General features: G+C 40.4%; 19 protein-coding genes. 2 read left to right on the top strand and 17 right to left on the bottom strand.

Annotated elements, in window-relative coordinates; genetic code table 11:
* Positions 1-107: 107 nt before the first annotated feature.
* Together NFS43_RS14465 and NFS43_RS14470 are read right to left on the bottom strand one after the other, a co-directional pair.
* Positions 108-917, bottom strand: a complete 810-nt coding sequence (locus tag NFS43_RS14465) for a nucleotidyltransferase domain-containing protein (protein WP_251552405.1) — start codon at positions 915-917, stop codon at positions 108-110.
* 149 nt (positions 918-1,066) lie between these two features.
* Entirely contained in the window at positions 1,067-1,261 is a 195-nt protein-coding gene (locus tag NFS43_RS14470) for an IDEAL domain-containing protein (RefSeq protein ID WP_251552406.1), read from the bottom strand.
* A 224-nt stretch (positions 1,262-1,485) separates the two neighbouring features.
* Between NFS43_RS14470 and NFS43_RS14475 the strand changes: the two genes are divergently transcribed.
* On the top strand, positions 1,486-2,325 hold the full coding sequence (locus tag NFS43_RS14475; protein ID WP_251552407.1) for an alpha/beta fold hydrolase: 840 nt from the start codon (positions 1,486-1,488) through the stop codon (positions 2,323-2,325).
* A gap of 85 nt (positions 2,326-2,410) precedes the next feature.
* Here the strand turns inward: NFS43_RS14475 and NFS43_RS14480 are convergent, their stop codons facing one another.
* The 3 genes from NFS43_RS14480 to desA all read right to left on the bottom strand — a co-directional run bounded on the left by NFS43_RS14480 (position 2,411) and on the right by desA (position 5,221).
* The gene (locus NFS43_RS14480; RefSeq protein ID WP_251552408.1) at positions 2,411-3,010 is read right to left on the bottom strand and encodes a response regulator transcription factor; all 600 of its coding nucleotides are present in this window, start codon (positions 3,008-3,010) and stop codon (positions 2,411-2,413) included.
* Positions 3,007-4,146 carry a sensor histidine kinase gene (locus tag NFS43_RS14485; RefSeq protein ID WP_251552409.1) on the bottom strand — a complete coding sequence of 380 codons (1,140 nt, stop codon included), beginning with the start codon at positions 4,144-4,146 and terminating at the stop codon, positions 3,007-3,009. Before NFS43_RS14485 ends, NFS43_RS14480 begins: the two co-directional genes overlap by 4 nt.
* A gap of 64 nt (positions 4,147-4,210) precedes the next feature.
* Positions 4,211-5,221, bottom strand: a complete 1,011-nt coding sequence (desA, locus tag NFS43_RS14490) for a Delta(5) desaturase DesA (protein ID WP_251552411.1) — start codon at positions 5,219-5,221, stop codon at positions 4,211-4,213.
* A 257-nt stretch (positions 5,222-5,478) separates the two neighbouring features.
* Here desA and NFS43_RS14495 point away from each other — a divergent pair, with 257 nt between their 5' ends.
* Positions 5,479-6,258: an alpha/beta fold hydrolase gene (locus tag NFS43_RS14495; RefSeq protein ID WP_251552412.1), complete on the top strand. Its 780-nt coding sequence runs from the start codon at positions 5,479-5,481 to the stop codon at positions 6,256-6,258.
* Between the two features lie 78 nt (positions 6,259-6,336).
* Here NFS43_RS14495 and NFS43_RS14500 read toward each other — a convergent pair whose 3' ends face one another.
* From NFS43_RS14500 to NFS43_RS14555, 12 genes are all read right to left on the bottom strand, one after another.
* Positions 6,337-7,407, bottom strand: coding sequence for an alpha/beta fold hydrolase (locus NFS43_RS14500; protein ID WP_251552413.1), 1,071 nt, complete (start codon positions 7,405-7,407; stop codon positions 6,337-6,339).
* Positions 7,408-7,428: 21 nt separating this feature from the next.
* Entirely contained in the window at positions 7,429-7,992 is a 564-nt protein-coding gene (locus NFS43_RS14505) for a polyhydroxyalkanoate biosynthesis repressor PhaR (protein ID WP_251552414.1), read from the bottom strand.
* A gap of 14 nt (positions 7,993-8,006) precedes the next feature.
* A complete protein-coding gene (locus NFS43_RS14510) occupies positions 8,007-8,612 on the bottom strand; it encodes a hypothetical protein (RefSeq protein WP_251552415.1) in 606 nt (201 codons plus the stop codon).
* Between the two features lie 3 nt (positions 8,613-8,615).
* Complete coding sequence (locus NFS43_RS14515) at positions 8,616-9,071, bottom strand: hypothetical protein (RefSeq protein ID WP_251552416.1); 456 nt, start codon at positions 9,069-9,071, stop codon at positions 8,616-8,618.
* 8 nt (positions 9,072-9,079) lie between these two features.
* Positions 9,080-9,859 carry an SDR family oxidoreductase gene (locus NFS43_RS14520; protein WP_251552417.1) on the bottom strand — a complete coding sequence of 260 codons (780 nt, stop codon included), beginning with the start codon at positions 9,857-9,859 and terminating at the stop codon, positions 9,080-9,082.
* 20 nt (positions 9,860-9,879) lie between these two features.
* Positions 9,880-11,514, bottom strand: a complete 1,635-nt coding sequence (locus NFS43_RS14525) for a long-chain-fatty-acid--CoA ligase (RefSeq protein WP_251552418.1) — start codon at positions 11,512-11,514, stop codon at positions 9,880-9,882.
* 453 nt (positions 11,515-11,967) lie between these two features.
* Positions 11,968-13,650 carry an ABC1 kinase family protein gene (locus tag NFS43_RS14530; protein ID WP_251552419.1) on the bottom strand — a complete coding sequence of 561 codons (1,683 nt, stop codon included), beginning with the start codon at positions 13,648-13,650 and terminating at the stop codon, positions 11,968-11,970.
* Between the two features lie 188 nt (positions 13,651-13,838).
* Entirely contained in the window at positions 13,839-15,032 is a 1,194-nt protein-coding gene (locus NFS43_RS14535) for an ABC transporter permease (protein WP_251552421.1), read from the bottom strand.
* Positions 15,029-15,721 carry an ABC transporter ATP-binding protein gene (locus NFS43_RS14540; protein ID WP_251552423.1) on the bottom strand — a complete coding sequence of 231 codons (693 nt, stop codon included), beginning with the start codon at positions 15,719-15,721 and terminating at the stop codon, positions 15,029-15,031. The genes NFS43_RS14535 and NFS43_RS14540 overlap by 4 nt, the downstream gene beginning before the upstream one ends.
* Complete coding sequence (locus NFS43_RS14545; RefSeq protein ID WP_251552424.1) at positions 15,718-16,842, bottom strand: efflux RND transporter periplasmic adaptor subunit; 1,125 nt, start codon at positions 16,840-16,842, stop codon at positions 15,718-15,720. The genes NFS43_RS14540 and NFS43_RS14545 overlap by 4 nt, the downstream gene beginning before the upstream one ends.
* Positions 16,843-16,928: 86 nt before the next feature.
* The gene (gene yknW / locus NFS43_RS14550) at positions 16,929-17,600 is read right to left on the bottom strand and encodes a YknW family membrane protein (protein ID WP_251552425.1); all 672 of its coding nucleotides are present in this window, start codon (positions 17,598-17,600) and stop codon (positions 16,929-16,931) included.
* 182 nt (positions 17,601-17,782) lie between these two features.
* A complete protein-coding gene (locus NFS43_RS14555) occupies positions 17,783-19,414 on the bottom strand; it encodes a peptide ABC transporter substrate-binding protein (RefSeq protein ID WP_251552426.1) in 1,632 nt (543 codons plus the stop codon).
* Between the last annotated feature and the right edge of the window lie 102 nt (positions 19,415-19,516).

Here is a 19,516-nt window from a genome sequence, read left to right on the forward strand (position 1 = left end):
ACGGAAATCAACAGGCCCATTTGCATGGACAATCAATAAATTTGGTATTTAGATTCTGTGATAATAAAAAATTGCCGGAAAAATACCCTTTCTCGACAATCTGACCATCATAAGATGGTCTTTTTGATTGAACTGTTATTTTTAAACCATAGTTCTCGAAGAACTAGTCTAAATAATTCATTGAGTTCTGCTGTATAGTCATGTTCCCTTTTCCACACGGCTAAACTATTGATACTATCCTCTAACTGGCTGATAGAGATTGGAATAAATTCAGTTACGGACAGGATCTGTTCCTTTAATGCCGTTTCATATCCTTTCATTTTTCTATCTAACAGGAAGTGAATTTCCATCTTAACCTTTTCATTGTCAACCAAATGGTTCACCAGCTTCTGAAAGCTTAGAGGCGGAGCAGATTGATAGGCTGCAATCCACTTGCCAGCCAAGATTGGCCGAAGAATATTTAAATAGGCCTTAATGGCTGCCTCTTCTCCATGGATATTTTTTCGGCAGTTTCCCTTTGCCATATTTATATAGTGAAACAAGGAGGCTTTAGGCAAAAACAGCTTAGGCTGCATTTTTTTCATTTTGTCGGTTAAAGATGAAGATTGATAATAGACGATTGTAGATTGAAGCCATTCCATAATGGACGGATTAGACTTTTTAAACAATCGCAGCGCCTTTCGTAATTCCCATCCGCTTATATCAAGCCCCTCACTAATGGGCCGTTCTATCACTTCTTTTTTCTCCTCAATTGATAAATACCATTCTGGTTTGTGAACATAGATAAATCGGATATCGTAGTCGCTATCCGGTGCTGGATAACCCCAAGCCCTGCTTCCGGATTCAACTGCGCAGCACACTTTTATATGAAATTGTTCCTCTAGTTTATACATTTCCTTTACGATTGCTTCGCGCATGGCCATCTCTCCTATATCGATAGCATATCCATTTTTTTAATACTCCAATGCGGGGAAAACATAACTATCCGCTGCTATAAAAGGCCAAGAAGCCCTGTCCGTGATGGACAGGGCTTCTTCTTAGTGTCAGGGACAGTAATGAGACAGTGTCAACAAATCTTTTTAAGTTCTTCCGTGAGTTTGAGGAATAATTCCTTATTACCCTCTAGCAGCGTTTGGTCGATTTCCTTGCGGATTTTCTCCCTTTTAAATTCAAGCAGGGCATTTTTAAGGAACATCTCGGCTACAAATGAATCAGTGCCTTCATCAGAATGTTGTGGTGAATTAAGCAATTTCTTATCCATGGAAATCAACTCCTTAAGCTTTTTTCCATTATACAGTCTATTTTCAAAAAATTCAAACATTTTATTTTTAAAATTCATCTTTTTTTGGAAATTCAAGCAACAATCCTTGTTACAAACTGTTTGTCGAATCACTTTTTTGAAAAAACGTTTTAGGTGTAAGGTGAAATTTTTGGGGAACATTAATGACATCTGCTAGATAATCAAAGAATCAGGAGGAAGGATAGATGGAGAACGATGTATTGTCAGGGCATAAGTCAGTTAACAACATAGAAATTTACTATGAGTTTTACCCAAATCCAGGCACTGATCAAACCTTTGTTTTATTGCATGGTTTTCTTTCTTCCACGTTTACATATCGGCATTTAATTTCATTATTAAGGAAAGAATTTCAGGTGCTGTCGGTCGACCTTCCCCCTTTTGGAAAAAGTGCCAAGTGTAACCGATATGTCTATTCATACAAGAATTTGGCTGAAACCGTCATTCAACTGATTGAATCATTTGGATTGAAAAAAATGATGTTTATTGGGCATTCAATGGGGGGACAAATTGTCTTAAACATTCTGCATTTACGTCAAGAACTGGCAGACAAAGCGATTTTGCTCTGCAGCTCAGCCTATTTAAAACGGGCCAAATTTCCGCTCATTCTCACAAGCTATCTCCCTTTCTTTCATCGGTTTGTAAAATACTGGTTTGCCAGAACAGGTGTAAGAAAGAATTTGCAAGGAGCCCTTTATAACCATTCCCTTATTAACGAGGAAATGATCAACGGCTACCTTCAGCCATTCCTGCAGGATGAAATTTTCGTGGCGCTTACCCGGATGATTCGTGACCGGGAAGGGGATTTGCCACCTGTAGTTCTTAAACAAATTCAAACCCCTTGCTTATTAATTTGGGGAGACCATGACAAATCAATGCCGCTTGAGGTTGGAGAGAAACTGAACAAAGATTTGGTAAACTCCGAATTAATCGTATTAAAAGAAACAGGCCATGCCTTACCGGAAGAACGCCCATTTGAGGTATATCAATATATTAAAAATTTCATCAGTTCTCCGACCCTTTGCTGAGACTAGAGCGTATTGTTTTAGACTAGAAGGCGGAACGGCCGTCCTGCAGCTGGATCGACCGTTCCAGCTGTTTTTCAAACACCGTTTACTTAAACCAGCCCTTTTCCTTCGACTGGGTAATCGCCTCAATTCTGTTCTTTACTTCCAATTTATCAAGGATGATGGAAATATAATTTCGAACTGTACCAGCTTTAATTTTTAGTTGTTCTGCAATTTCTTTTGTATTCTTTCCATCTGCAACCAATTCCAGAACTTCCTTCTCTCTGTCGGTCAGCGGATTTTCCTCTGCATATACATCGTCCATTAATTCAGGTGCGTAAATTCTTCTGCCTTCCATCACGCTCCTAATCGAAGCCGCCAGTTCTTCACTGGGACTGTCCTTAAGCAAATAACCGCTAACACCGGCCTTTACTGCCCGCTGAAAGTAACCGGAACGGGCAAACGTGGTTAGGATGATTACTTTACAGTCATATCCCTTCAGTTCTTCTGCCGCCTCAAGACCGCTTTTTCCAGGCATTTCAATGTCCATTATGCAAATATCAGGTTTGAATTTTTTTACCAAAGCTACGGCTTGATCTCCGTTTTCTGCTTTTCCGACTACTTCCATATCGTCTTCCAAATTGAGTAATGAACCAAAAGCGCCTAACAGCATTTTCTGATCTTCCGCAATTACAATTCTAATCATTCTGTTTCCTCCTGATTATGACGAGGCTTTTGAACATTGGGAACTTTTATATTCAGGGCCGTTCCTTCAGATGTCTCAATATCTAAACTGCCATTGATAAATTCCAGACGCTCCTTCATTCCAATCAGCCCATGACCTTCCGCCAAGTGCCCATCAGACCCTTTAAACTTGCCATTGTCCCGGATTGAAAGCTCAATGCCGTTCTCAGACTGATTAATGGATATGCAGCAGTTCTTTGCCCCACTATGTTTAACCACGTTGTTTACGGCTTCTTTTAAGCACATGCTTAAGATATTTTCGATAAATAAAGAAACATTTGATAAGGAAAAGTCTCCTTTTATTTCCAAATCAATCTGGGCAGCATTTAAAATTTCTTTAATTCTATGAAGCTCCTCTTTAAGCCGGATTCCACGCATCGAGGAAACCATTTTCCTCACCTCGCTTAATGCAGTCCTGGCTGTTTCCTGAACCTCCTTTAGTTCATTTCTTGCCTGTTCAGGATCTTTTGTAATTAATTTTCTCGCTAAATCGGATTTAAGTCCGATCATAGACAGCTTCTGTCCAAGTGTGTCATGAAGATCGCGGGCAATCCTCTGCCTTTCTTCCAACTTTACCAATTCACCTATACGCTTATTAGCATCCTCCAGCTTTTCTTCCAGCTGGTCTCTTTCCTTTTTGTTATGGATACTAAACGGAAGTAAAATGACACTAATCCAAACAATAATAACAAATGGCAATTGCTGCAAGAATAATTTTTCTTGCATGACAATGCTGTAATTAATCGAAACAGAGGTACTAAGCAAGTGGATGAAATATAATGTCAGGAATGCTATCCTGTCCTTAATGTTACCTAAGAAATAGGCAAGGAAAAAGGCAAAATACACATAACTGAATAAACTGGTTGCTGTTATCGAAATCGCTATCAAGATCAATGTCCAAACATATACCAGCCATCCTTTGGAAATAAACGCTATTCGATACAGGATAAAGAATGATAATGTTAATAAGAGACCCACCACGATTTGTACGGTTGTCGGCGCTTGGAAGATAAAGTAAAAAGGCAATATACAAAGAATTGTCCAGATATAGGGTGCTATCCCATTGCTTTTCTGAAAGGTCATATACTTTTTAATCATGAACGGCTCCTTTTGGACAACTATTCCTCTTCTCTATCTTAACTGAAAATGGAATCGAATTCCTTTATACGCTCTTTATTTTAGCTAAAAGTTTTGCATCTTTAAACCCAATAAATTGCTTGTTATCCTCATCCCAAAGATGGAATTTCAAGGAGGACAGGCTTGTCGCCAAAGTAATGGTTGGGACATTTTGCAAAACTAAAGTTTGATTATGAACCTGTTCCAGCTTATAATTGGGCACCCTTGGGCTTAAATGGTGAACATGATGGTATCCGATATTTCCTGTCAGCCATTGCAGGAGTTTTGGCAGCTTATAATAAGAACTGCCCTCAACAGCCGCCCGCACATATTCCCACTGCTGGTCTTCTTCAAAATACGAATCCTCAAATGTATGCTGAATATAAAACAGCCAAATCCCTGCAGACCCGGCAATAAAAAAAATCGGCCCTTCCACTAAAAGAAATGATTCCCAGCCAAGCAGCCAGCAAAGAGCTCCAGCCAATCCGATTATCCCAATGTTTGTAAGATATGTGTTTAAACGCTCTTTTATCCGGGCACCTTTTCGGTTAAACCGGTTCTTTACGACAAAAACATAGATTGGTCCTAAAACAAACATGATAAATGGATTTCTATATAGACGATACTGGATTTTTTTCCAAACTGATGCCGACATATATTCCTCAACTGTAAGCATCCATATATCCCCCGTTCCACGCTTATCCAGATTGCTGCTTGTAGCATGATGAACGGAATGTTCATATTGCCACTGGCTGTATGGAAACAACGTCAAAATGCCCGTGATGGTCCCAAGAATTTTATTTGCTGTCCGATTTTTAAAAAATGAGTGGTGACAGCAGTCATGGAAAATAATAAACGTCCGAACCAAAAAACCTGCTGCCGCCACTGTAAATATAAGTGACAGCACATAAGAAAACGCCAGGCTCATATAGCTTAGAACCCATAAAAGGAAAAATGGCAGGAGGGTATTCATGATCTGCCAAATGCTTGATTTTGTGCTTGACTTCTCATATGGAGCTACCTGTTTTCGTAACGCTTTAACATTCTCTTTGTTCATTTTGATTCCCCTTCATTATTAGATATAAGCATTATAATGAAAAGGAATCACAAGCGGCAGTCATACATGTCATGTCCAAATCATGATAGTTGTCATGTCTGTTGATTTGTTTCAGCTTGTCCATATATGTAAATTACATCTATATGTAATGTTTTGTCACCTTCCGTTATATAATAAATTAACCGCAGCATATTTTAGGTTTGCACTGTAAAATTTTTGGGAACAAAGTCTAATAAAAACCAACGGGAGGAATAAAGTTGAATAAAGCAACGGAAAACTGGGCCGAGATCCCCTATATCCGTCTTGGTTCTGGAGAGCCTCTAGTGTTTATTCATGGACTTGGAGAAGTAAAAGAGGGCTGGGTCAAACAATTTGTGTTAGCCGATGAATATGAGTTAATCATTCCGGATTTAAGGGGGCATGGAGAGTACAATAATCCCGGTGAAATCTCGATTCAGAACTTTGCAAAAGACATCCTCTGTCTGCTTCATGAGCTAGGGATTGAAAGCGCTCATATTTGCGGCTTATCAATGGGAGGCATGGTTGCACAAGAAATTTACAGGCAGGCGCCTGAGAAGTGCCGGTCCTTAATGCTCGTCAGTACCTTCCATTATGCCCCAAAAAACCTTGGCAAATTATTTGTCAAGTACCGGAGGAACCGTGCAGAAAATAAATCCGTTGAAGCTATAAGAGAAACCGCTGCTAAGGTCTGTCTTTATTCATGGTCGCAAGAAAATATTGAAGCCTTTCATCAATACTATCAGCCAAATCGGGAATTTTATTTCAAGGCAATGGAAGCCTGTTTAAAAGTCAATAACTTGTGGCTTTTGCCAAAAATTCACGTCCCAACACTTATTATTGGCGGCCAATATGATTCCGTCATACCGGTATGGGTGCAATTCCTGATGCATAAACAGATCCCTCACTCGGAATTTGTCATTTTCAGGAATACGGGCCATGTTGCCAAATTGGAAGCCGCGGAAGCGTTTAATGGAGTCTTGCGAAGCTTTTTAAACAAGCATAAAAAAGCAAGCTAAAAGAGAAAGGGATAGGTACTTCCTTTCCCTTTCCTCAAGAAATATATATTACTTTGTACACTAAATTATGACACAAACCTAATTCAAGGGCTCAGAACGGCTTGCTGCCCATTGGTCTACTATTTTTGCAAATAATCCCGATAAAGCTAAGCCGACATGCCCTGTTTCCACAACTATATAGGTTTTATCTTCACTGGAAACCAAATCCATGATTGGCTTACTTTGCTCTTCCAGAATTAAATTATCTCTGGAACCCGAAATAACAAATAGATTAGCCTTAATGTTTTTTAGGTCTGCCTGCTTATTTCCGATTACTATTTCTCCTTTGACCAGCTTATTATCCTTAAACAAGTCGGTGGAAAGCTGCCTGTAGGCCTCCCCTGCAAAAGGAACCTGGTCGAGCGTCCATTTATTCATTCGCCGCCATTTATCCACATAGCGGTGATCATGGGCACGATGCAATAACATGGTATAGTTTGTAAAATAGATCGGGGCTCCAATAGCTCTAAACATTCCTTCTACAAACTTAGGCGGTATGTTTCCATATACATCAATAAAATGTTCAATATTCAAATCACCATTCCTCATGCCCTCTGCCCATTTGTCAGGGCCAATAAATGCGGAAAAGTCAATGGGAACAGTGGCAACGATTAAATTTTTGATCGGCTCGTCGGCAACGGATGCATAAATAGAAGCAATGGTTCCGCCTAAGCAATAGCCAACCAATGTAATCTCTTCTGCACCTGAATGTCGAATGGCTCGTTTAACCGCTGTCCTTAAATATTTGTCAATATACGTATCCAGACCGATTTTCTTGTCCTCGTAACCTGGTGTACCCCAATCTAATAAATAAACTTCATACCCTAGATTTGTCAGGCCCTCAATCACGCTTGTTTTGGGTGACACATCTAAAATATAGGGCTTGTTGAACAAGGAATATACGAAAAATAACGGTATTTCAAATTTGCGTTGTTTAGCAGGATAATGCCAAAGGACCGATTTATTTTTCCGCCATACTTCCACTCTTGGTGTATGTCCCATCTTTGGCTCCGGCTCCGTAAAAATTTTTAAAACATTTCTCCAGCGGTTAAGCTCTCTTTCATATGCTAAATTTGGCATTATGGTATTCTCCGATTTGTTTACAGCCATTTCCTGCCCTCCTTCTTATGCTTACTTTGATGTGCCAGCCCCAGTCAACTCATGTGCTGGATCTTTTTCCATAAGGCTTCTTAGAGCTTCAAGCTCCTCTTTAAATCCTGCCAGCTTCATTATTTCGAACTTCATTTCCTGAAGCTCTTCATGTAAATTTTTGGTGTCAGTAAGTTCTTTTTTCGTTTTAACTAATTCTGTCTTCAGCTGTTTCGTCAGTTTAATAATATCCTTGGATACTTCTACAACACCTTCGATTTCTTTGGCTTGGACTTTTACGGAGTCCTGCAGGTCCCAAAGCTGTTCCTCTAGTGCTTCGATTTTCTCCTCTGTCTGGATGGTCAGGTTTGCCACATTTGTTACATCACTTTTTGTTGGCAAATTAAGAACGCTGGCAAGTGCTTCTTGATTTTTTTTCATAGATTCCAAATAACGGGAATGAAGTTCTGTTCCTAAATTAGCCGCTTTCACAAATTCATTATTGTTGGTCCAAAGATAGATAAAATCATTGATTTGCTTTTCCCACAACAAACTGAACTTATGGAGTGTTTCAAACGGATCGTAGGTTTTGTTATTATCCGGCATATCTATTCACCTCATTAGGATTTTGTTGGCTCGGTCGGGTTATTCATGTACTTTTGAAAAGGAAAGATTGCTGCTTTCACTTGCTTTGATACAAGATCAACTAAAATTTTTTGATTTTCATAAAGAACATTGGTTGTCTTCTTCACACTATCGATATATTTTTCGCGGGCATTTTTTCTAAACTCTAAATATTTCTCCACTGTTTCCAAATACGTATCCAAGGCTTTGCCGCAATTCACAGATTTAATCGGGGCCAGGAGAAAGGAAGCTGTTTTATCCTGGATATCATCTGCAGCCTTATTGATTTGTTCATACGATTTAATCGGAAAGAAGTGCTGCAAAGTGGTGGTTGTAACAAGCAGTTCCTCACGGGCTGCTTTCTCCCATTCCTTCAATTCTTTGCTAAATTGCTCCGTAATCGTTTTAGCATTTTCCTGATTTTGCTTGACCCTGTCCACAAAGCTTCTTACCGCTTTCAAAAACAGTTCATCCCGCTTATTAAACCTCGCTGCCCAAGCATCCAATTCATCAGAACCAAGTTTCCAGATTAGGTCAAGGCTCGAGAGCTGACTTTCTTCTGAAACCATTTCAGCATTTTCTTTTTCATTTTTCTCTGCCATCTTTCATTCTCCTTTATCTTCAATTTGAAATAACAGTTTTAATTCGTTAAGCTCCGCCTGTAGTGTTTGGAGATTATTTAGCTTCATATCCTTGACTTCCACCTTTAAGATCGATCGTAACTCTTCCCAAGAATATCGGACTTCCCTTAGTTGGCTACTAGCATGATGATGAGCTGTGTTTGTCGAATAAACCGCATCGTCCATGGAATCCACTGTCTCTATCAGATTTACGGTTCGGACAGAAATCACTGCAAATTCATCCTTAGTGGGAATATTTAAACCATTTAACCATTGAGTGGTCATCCGTTTATATTTTTCTAATAGGGTTAAATGTCTCTCCATCGCCCTGCCGCATGCAGAGGTAAATGCCTGGCAATTCGTAAAGCCATGAATTTTTTTATTTATTTCTGCCTGCAGTTCCTGATAGAGAATATTGGGATCATGATCCATGGCTTCCATTCCAAGCTTTATTGAACTCCTGCAGTCGTTCCGCCGTCTACAACCAAAACATGGCCGTAAACATAATCGGACGCTGCCGATGCCAAGAATAGTGCAGGGCCTTTTATATCACTGTCTGAGCCAAATCTGCCAGCCGGTGTCCGTTCCAGAATTTTTTGTCCAGAATAGCCTAATATCGCTTTTGTCATTTTGGTTGGGAAGAAGCCGGGTGCAATTGCATTTACATGAACATGATAGGGTGCCAGTTTAACAGCCAGATCCTTTGTTAATGTAATGACAGCTCCCTTGCTGACAGAATAGCCGATTGCATCCATGACCAGCGGGTCCTGGCCGCCCATACCGGCAATGGAGGCAATATTAATGATTTTTCCTGAGCGTTGTTCCTTCATTATCCTTCCAGCCTTCTGCGAGAACAAAAAAACACCTTTTAGGTTAATGTCCATAACCTTGTCCCACTTATCGACAGGCATTTCCAATGCTGGAGCTCCCCAGCTTGTTCCGCTATTATTCACTAGAATGTCAATACGGCCAAACTCCTCCATGGCCGCATCGACCACTCTCTGGATGTCATCCTCATTCGAAACATCACATTGAACAGCCAGAGATTGTACCCCTTTTTGCTTTAAACTTTCGCATAATTCATGACACACTTCCACGTTTCTTGAACAAACGACTACATTGGCTCCAGCATCGGCAAAGGCCTCTGCAATTTGCTTCCCTAAACCTCGGCCGCCGCCTGTAACAATAGCCGTTTGCCCTTTTAAACTAAATAAATCTTCATTGATCACCTAAAATCTCCTCCAATCTATCAAACTTTAACTTTTACTTTTTCCTGGTCTCTTAGTACTCTTCTTAATAGTTTACCAACAGAAGATTTTGGGAGCTCCGGAAGTATTTCAACCTCTTTGGGTGCCTTGTATGGCGCAAGATTGTTCTTTCCAAATTGTTTGATTTCTTCTTCTGTCGCCATATAGCCGGGTCTCAGCTTGACATAGGCCTTTACAGTTTCGCCACGGTAAGGGTCAGGAACCCCGACAGCCAAGGCTTCTTCAATTGCCTCAAGTTGATAGAGCACCTCCTCTATTTCACTTGGATACACGTTATAACCGCTCGCAATAATCATATCCTTCTTACGGTCTACTATATAAAAGTAGCCATCCTCGTCCATTTTTGCGATATCACCTGTAAACAGCCAGCCATTTTTAATGGCTGCAGCTGTTTCCTCGGGACGGTTCCAATACCCTTTCATCACTTGAGGGCCTTTTACGATTAATTCGCCGGCTTCACCCACTGGTGCATCGACATAACCATCATCTGTTTCTAGAACAATTCTTACCTCCGTGCTTTGGACCGGAATACCGATACTTCCATACTTTCTAGGTACAAAGGGTGGATTGAAGATGACAGTAGGTGATGCCTCAGAAAGGCCGTAGCCATCAAGAAGTTTGGCACCGGTTCTTTTTTCAAATACCCTGGCAGCCTCCACTGGAAGAGGGGCACCGCCGCAGCTTATGTAATAAAATTGATCAAATCCGCACTCTTCCATTCCAGGCATGGAGTTTAAGGCAAAAAACATGGTCGGCACACCTGAGAATTGGAAGGGCTTCTCCCGCTTGACAATCTCCATGATTTCTTTCGGATCAAATCGCGGCAGGATAATTTGGTTCGCCCCTTCCCGAATTCCGCACAGCGCGGTGCTGGATAACCCGTAGACATGAAAAAATGGAAGGACTGTAATCATCTTAAATTCTTCCGGTTTGTTGTCGCATGCTTTATAGGCGAAATCACAAACTTGGTTGAAGTTAGCTAACAGATTCTTATGGGTCAGCATCACACCTTTTGACAGTCCTGTTGTTCCTCCCGTATATTGGAGAAGGGCCACATCTTCTTCGATCTGAATCTCCACATCAGGAATACTTCCGCCAGATAGAAGGAACTCTTCGAAATAATCATCCTGGTCATGAAGCTGCTGCTTGTCTCCCCCTAAATTAACGGCAATAATCTTTTTTAAAGAGGTATTGACTTGAATCTTTTTCACCTTCGGATAAAGAGCATCAAGAACTACCACGTATTCCGCTCCGGAGTCATTTAACACATGCTCAATTTCTCTTTCTACGTACATAGGATTAACCTGAACTGCAATGCCGCCCAGACGAAATACCCCGAATAATGTAAAGATGTACTGCGGGGAATTTGGAAGCATGACAGCCAGTCGATCACCTTTAGCAAAACCTGCTTGATGCAAAGCTGCAGCAAAACGATCGGTTAATAGCTTTGTTTCATTAAAACTCCAGACCTCCCCAAAAAATGTAAATGCAGGTTTTGTGTTGTAACGCTTTACAGCATCCTCTAAAAATTCATAAAGAGAGTTATGCTCAATTGAAACGTTTTCATTAATCCTCGGGTCATACACTTTTAGCCATGGCTTTTGCTGATAAACCATAAAATACTGGAGCCTCCTTTTGAACTTTGCTATCAACATTCCAGTTAACGGTGCATTATTCTAAGGGGTTTCGGCAAATTATAATTAGAATATTAATATAATTTTAATTATTATGGTAATTATTCGATTTGTAAACCTAACGTTATCGACAAAATTCCTCAAAATCATTAGTTTTCTCCGATAGTTAACAATTTCAAAAAACATTTTTTACCATAATAATGCCAATTCAAATAGAATGATTAGTTGTAATTTCTAAAAAAATCCACGAAAATTGTCGTTATTTATTTGATATCACCCTGGAATGCAGCTGCTGTTGTTCTAAAGAAACACATTTTATGCAAACGCTTTCATTTAAGGGTAAATAAATTAATATTTTCCTATAAAAAAATGCCCAGTCAAAGCTGACCGGACATTCTTCTCTGCTCTCAGATAGGTATGGAGAAATGGAATCCACTAAAATCTTCCAGATTTGATTATGGCCAGCAACAGCCAGAAAAATATTGCCGTCACTATAACCAAACCTATTTCAACAACAGGAAAGTTTGAAAACAATGCGATTGTTTGACCGGATAATGTCGTTCCAATAATGATCCCAACCATCAGGATGCAAAAAGACAGCAGGACAATACTGAATGAGATCCGATTACTGATCCGGGTTAATTTTTTTACAAACATTTCAAGTTCTGGGGTTGTAAGATCGATTTTCATTTTCCCATTTTTCATAATGGTCGTAATATCTTTTAGTGTTTTTGGGAAATCATTTAGGAATTCCCCATATTCATTCACTTGGGTCCAGACTCGTTCTGCCACATTTTTAGGACGCAGCCGCTCCAAAATTAATTGCTTACCAAAAGGTTCTGCTATCTTGATGATACTCAGTTCAGGGTCGAGTTTCTCCACAACCCCCTCAATAGTCAACAACGTTTTCCCCATTAAGGTTAAGTCGGTCGGCAGTTTTATTTGGTGGCGGAATGCAACCGAAAATAATTCATTAACGGCCCCGCCTACACTCATATCACTAAATGGAACATTGCTGTATTTTTCCCTTAGGTGGTCGACATCGATTTTTAATTGGTAAAGATTCACACTCTCTGGAACTAATCCCATTTTAGTAATTGCCTTTATGACATCGTTCGTATTTTGATTCATCATGGCGATAACAAAAGATGCGACATGATCCCGCATTTCCGGACTAATACGTCCGACAATGCCAAAGTCCATAAAAGCAATTTTTTCTTCTGGCAGTGCCAAAATATTCCCTGGGTGCGGGTCTCCATGGAAAAAGCCGTCAATTAAAATTTGCTGCAGGATAGAGTTGACCACTGTTTCAGCAAGGTTTTTTGTACAATAACCAGCTTCCTGAAGTATTTCCTCATCATTCAATTTAATTCCTTCAATAAACTCCATCGTTAAAACCTTTGGGGTTGTAAATTCCCAATAAACCTTAGGAATGATTACCTTCGGGTCATTTTTTACTTGAGCGGCAATTCTTTCTGAATTGCGTGCTTCGTTTTCATAATCAAGTTCTTGCTTGAGTGACTGGGCCAATTGATCGACAATATCACGGACCTGATATCGTCTGGCCCATTCTAAACGATTCTCCGCCAGCCTCGCTAAATCTTGGAGAATTTCCAAATCTGTTCCGATAATGGAATCGATATTGGGACGCTGTATTTTGACAGCCACCCGTTCGCCCGTCAACAATACAGCATCATGGACTTGGCCAATCGAGGCAGCCGCTATAGGGTCCTCATTAAAGATGGCAAAACAATTTTCCAGAGTATCTGCCAATTCATTCTCGACAATTTTCTTCACCTCTGCAAACGGGAAGGGGGATACCTGATCTTGAAGCTTCACTAATTCTTCAATAATGTCTCTCGGAATAATGTCTGGCCGGGTACTGGCAATTTGACCAATTTTTATAAATGTTGGTCCGAGATCCTCTAAAAACAATCTGATCCGCTCACCGGTCGATTTACTAGTAATTGTTTTATTACCTTCCAAAAATATCCTTTTAGGAACAGCTAATATGTCAAGGAGCCCCAACTCTTTCATGACATAGCCGAATCCATGCCGAGTAAAGGCGTAGACAATATCCCTAGATCTTCCTAAATGACGAATTCTTTTCTTAATCATAGTCATTTGCCTCATTTTTAGGAGATTTTATTAATATTGAACATCTCAAAGTTTTCCTTAGATTTCAAGTAGAATGACCCATGTTCCCAAAATATTCGTTTCTTTTTAGAAAACTTAAAAAGGATGACTCTTCTTAAGAATCATCCCCCTTATTTCATCATTCCATTTTTTTATGTGCAGCCGTCTTTCTATTCATATCGGAGCGATTCAATTGGGTCAAGCTTTGAAGCTTTATTGGCCGGAAGGATGCCAAACACCATTCCTATCACCATGGAGAATACCACTCCGCCAGCCACCACCTGCCAGGAAACCAAAGACGGCCAGCCGGCAAATAGGCTCACGATTTTGGCTGTGCCCCAGCCAAAGAAAATACCGATGATCCCGCCGATTAAGGTAAGAGTCATCGATTCAATCAAAAATTGCGTCAACACTTGCCCCCTTGTGGCTCCAAGTGCCATTCGAATACCGATTTCCCTTGTTCGTTCCGTAACGGAAACCAACATTATATTCATGACACCAATCCCGCCAACGAATAGAGATATACCGGCAATGCTGCCAATAATTAATGTCATAATTTGGGTAACCTGTCCGATTCCTTGAGAGATTTCCTCCATGTTGATGACCTGGTACGAATTTTCTGTATTATGCAGCTTATTTAAAAGGCTCGATGCCTTTTTTCCCGCTGTTTGAAGCTGCTCTGCTGAAGCAGCTTGAATGGTCAGCTGTGTGTAATCGCTGCTACCATACACTACTTTCCATGTTTGAAAAGGAAGATAGACTTCCATTGATCCAAACGAAAGAATTCCAGTAGGTTTTTCAAGCACGCCAATAATTTCAATGGGCTGGTTTGCTACTGTCATAATACTGCCAACTGGATTTTTCCCCTTGAAAAGCTCTTCTTTCAGTTTATTACTTATTAGTGCGGCCCGTCTTCCACCCAGAAAATCAGCAGTAGTAAAATTTCTCCCACTTTCAACTTTCAAGTCATTTAATTGTAGATAGGATTGGTTAATCCCTGTAACTGAAATATCCTTCGAATCCTTTTGGTATCTGGCAGCAGACATGGTCGTACTCGATGCCACCACTTGCTTAACTTCAGGCAATTGTTGAAGAGCCCGAATGTCCTCTTGTTTAAATGGCGCCTGCAATAAAATATTGGGATTAGCCTGTATTTCTTCTTCAGAAGGCTGGTAAAAAACCTCTATCGTATTCGCGGATCCGGTAAATTGAGATTTCAGCATGGCTTCACCGCCCTGCCCAATGGCCACAACAATAATCACGGCAGCAACCCCAATGACAATACCAAGCATCGTTAAAATACTGCGCATTTTATGCGTTTTTAAAGAATTTAACGCCATCACCAGGTTTTCCATAAAGCTCATAGAGGCGCCCTCCTATCAAGAGCTTCAGAGGGTTGAATGAAACCGTCCCTCACCATAATCGTCCGGCTGGCAAATTCGGCTATCTCCGGTTCATGTGTCACCACTACGATGGTGGCTCCTTCTTGGTTAAGCTCCTTAAAAAGATTCATAATCGACATGCTGGTCTTCGTATCAAGGGCACCAGTCGGCTCATCTGCCAAAATGAGTTTTGGATTGTTAACCATCGCTCTTGCAATCGCCACGCGCTGCTTCTGCCCGCCAGATAAAGCATTAGGCAAATAATTGAACCGATCGGAAAGTCCCATTTTTTCTAAAGCGCGCTCTGCTTTCTCATGTCGTTCTGCTTTAGAAATCCCTGCATAGATCATGGGAAGCTCAACATTTTTAATCGCTGTCAGACGGGGGAGAAGATGGAATTGCTGAAAAACAAATCCGATAGACTGGTTCCTTACAAGGGCCAATTCTTTATCATTATAGCTGGATACATCCTGCCCATCGAGCAAATACCTCCCAGTGCTCGGTTTATCCAAGCAGCCAATGATATTCATCAGTGTCGACTTTCCAGAGCCTGATGGCCCCATAATTGCGACAAATTCTCCCTCTTGAATAGATAGATTAATATCATCTAAAACATGGATCGTTTCCTTTCCCAGTAAAAATGATTTTGTAATGGATTCCAGTTGAATCATTTGATTGTCACATCCATCCCATCCTTCAGCTGATCTGGCCCCTTTACAACGACACGATCTCCAGAAGGAATGCCGCCCACTATTTCAATCTTTTTCCCGGAAGAAATGCCGATTTTTACATTCTGTTTACGAGCCTTCCCCTGTTTTACAACATAAACATAAGGCTGATCTCCATCATCATGAATAGCATCGATTGGCAGGACCTTAGCTTTCTTTTTATCTGTTTCAATTTCCATAATGACTTGAAATCCAGGTTTTAATGTTTGAATATCACCTGATATTTTCACCGTGACAGGATATTGAACGGCTTGGCTGTTGGATTGGCCAACGGTTTGATTTTGCTGCGGGAGTATGCCGATGGCCGTAATTTCCCCCTGCCACTCTTTATCAGGCACAGCATCGGACCTGATGGTTACCTTTTGGCCGGCATTGACTTTTAAAGTATCATATTCTGATAACAAGCCTGTAGCAATCATACTATCAATCTTGCCTATTTGTATCAGGGGTTCGGCAGCTCCCGAAGCAGATGACACGGCGGCTTCCTTGGCTGTTAAAATCACACCGTCAATGGCACTTTTGATTTCTAGCTCACTTTGCTTTTTTTCCAGCAATTCTTTTTGAAGATTGGCCTGTTTGAGATCGAGACCAGCCAATTTTTTCTCCATGTCCAAGCTTGCCTGCTCAGAATCCAGCTGCTTCTCTGCCTCCTCTTCCCCAATCTGGTCTGTTAATGAGGCTTTTTTTTCTTTCAGTTGTTTGATTTGTTTATCAAGGTTGGAAATTTTTAAATTGGCAGATTCAATGGCGATTTTGTTTTGCTCAATTTCCAATTCCAATTGAGGGTTGTCAAGTCTTGCCAGTACCGTACCCGTTTTTACCTCTTGTCCCTCCGAGACAAGCAGCTCTTTCACTTCTCCTTTTTCCGGAGAAGTGAAAATTTGCTGCTCTTCTTCCAGCTTCAACGTTCCTGGGACTAATAGCATTGACGAAATTTCTTCCTCTTTAATGGCCGCTGTTGTCACAGATGGCCCCTTGGCAAAAACCTGCCGATAGACACTCACAGAAATCATGATCGCAAGCAATGCAATAATTCCGACTGAAATCCATATCTTCTTTTTCATCGCATTTCAGACAAGACGCTGCCGGTATCCTTATAAGTCTTGTCCTGTCTCCTTTCATTGGGCGTTCTATTACGCGTTTGCTTACACTACAGTGATGGTGCCTCCGGCAATAACCCTCCTAGGAAACCAAAAGCAACACTTAATAAGAAGAATATAATCGCAACTGTCCATGAAAGCCCTTTGGAAAATTCAGCTGTTTTATGCAATCCGAAAGCCGTAAGTATAGTGGACCAGATTCCAAATACTTCAATTGACGCCAAACCGCCCGGCTTCTCCATATTAACCAGGCCGGCTAAACTCGTTACATAGGTTTCTGGATTGCCGCCAATTGCAAATCTAATAACCATATTTAATAGTAATCCAGCTGCCCCTATCACCATAATAAAAATATTCATTGAATATAGCTGCTTAAATGAAACATTTGATCTGGCAGCCTTGGCAATTACTAAATGAATAACACTTGAAAAAAGGGCACCAATGATCGGTGTGATAATTCCAGTGATCGCGACGGTGACTTTTGTTATTCCTAAAATGACATCAGCCTGATCTTCGGGCACACCCTGATCAATTAAGGTTGAGACATCCATTGCCGACACCATAAAGAACAGCCCAATCGCATAGAGAATGCTTACAACGAGGAGAGGCAGCCAGATTTTTGGGTTGGCTTTAATTCTGTTAAATTGTTCGCTCGGACTCGTAAACATGCCAATTAAACTTGGAGTCTCTTTCTTTGTATTTTTTTCTGTTTGAATTTCCATAAAAAAACCCCCATTTTCTTTTTATGTATAGCTGTCAATTCAGTATACGATATTGATTGGGAGGAAGATTCGTATTTTTACAAAATATTTGACAATCCTGCAAATTTTGGTATTTTTTCAACTTGAAACGGGGTTCATTTTTCGATAAAAAAAAAGTGCAGACCCCTGCACTTTTTTTAGTATTATTCTGAGATTTTTTTCGCAAACCGAAGGTCCGGTTCCGATAGTTCAGCAAATCGGATTCCTTCAAACTTTTTACTGACCAATGCGTTTTGTGCCTGATAGTATATCGGCAGAATTGGCAGTTCCTCCATCAAGATATCTTCTGCTTGATGAAGAAGTTCATAGCGCTTTGCTTCATCCTGCTCAATGGTTGCCTGCTCGATTAAAGCATCGTATTCTGAATTGCTCCAGCTTGTGAAATTATTGGAGTCAGTTGATGTATAGTGATGGAGTACTCCAATTGGATCTAGAAAGTCTCCGACCCATCCCATTCGCGCTGCCTGGAAATTCTTTTGTTTGAATGTATCAATAAAGGTCTTCCATTCCTGGTTTTCCAGTTTCACTTCGACGCCAAGATTTTGTTTTAGCATTTCCTGAAGGGCTTCTACAATCTTCTTGTGGTTGTCAGCGGTATTGTATTTAAAGGTAACAGCTGGCAGTTCAGCTAAACCTTCTTCCTCTAACCCTTCTTTTAATAATTGCTTAGCCTTTTTCGGGTCAAATGGATAATATTTTGGGGCTTCGTCACGGAAGTCCTTGCCTGAATCTGTTTTGACTCCATTTGGGACGTATCCATAGGCTGGTATTTCTCCAGCTTTTGATACGCTCTCAGTAATGGCTTTGCGATCAATAGCGTACGAGAAGGCCTGTCTGATTTTTTTGTTATTAAATGGCTTTTCATTTACGTTAAAGGTATAAGTATAAACACTAAATTGCGGATGAGAAACAAATTCCGCATTGCTCTTTTCCTGTTCAATAGAGTCAATTGGAAGCTGTTTAATTAAGTCCAGTTCTCCAGTTTTAAACATTTGGTAATAGGTAGTTGCATCCGCAACCATTTTAAAATGGATATCATTCATAGTAATTTTTTTTGCATTCCAATAGGTTTTGCTCTTGGTAAGCGAAAGCTCTGCATCATGCTTCCAGTCTTTCACTGTATAGGCTCCATTTGTTACAATTCCTGCTGCCTCAGCCGCCCAGTTTTTATTTGCCTCGACCACCTTTGGATTAACCGGCAAATATGCCTCACTCATCATAATTTTAGGAAAGAATTTTAACGGGCTGCTTAATTCTACAACTAATGTTTGATCATCCACAGCTTTAATTCCGACATCCTCCACATTGCCTTTTCCGGTATTATAAGCTTCTGCCCCCTTAATATAATACATGGAAGAAGCATCATAGGCACCGGTTGCTGGATTCAACACCCGCTTCCAGGAATATTCGAAATCCTTCGCGGTCACTTTGTCTCCATTAGACCATTTTGCTCCATCACGGATGGTAAAAGTATAGGTTTTTCCATCATCAGAGGTTTCAATTTTGCTGGCAGCACCTTCTACAATATTTCCTTTTTTATCATAGGTGTACAAACCTTCATATAGATGGTCAATAACCCAGAAAGAGGTTGTGTCTGATGCAAATGCAGGGTCTAGGGTATATGGTTCACCTGCCAGGTTTGTTGTGATTTCCTGCTTAATGTTTTTGGCTGCTTGCCCTGATGTTTGATTCGCAGTTTCTTGGTTCCCGCAGCCGGCAAGTCCAGTAATAGTAATTAAAATAGCTGCAGTCATTAAAAGTAAAGCTTTTTTCATGTTGTTTCCCCCCATGATGTTATCGTTTATTTGCGTTAGAGTATGAAGGCTCAAATTATTATTATAAAAATAATATTTTTCCTTCAAATCTATTAACCCTAA

The organism is Neobacillus muris (assembly GCF_943193175.1).
GTDB lineage: Bacteria > Bacillota > Bacilli > Bacillales > Cytobacillaceae > Neobacillus > Neobacillus muris.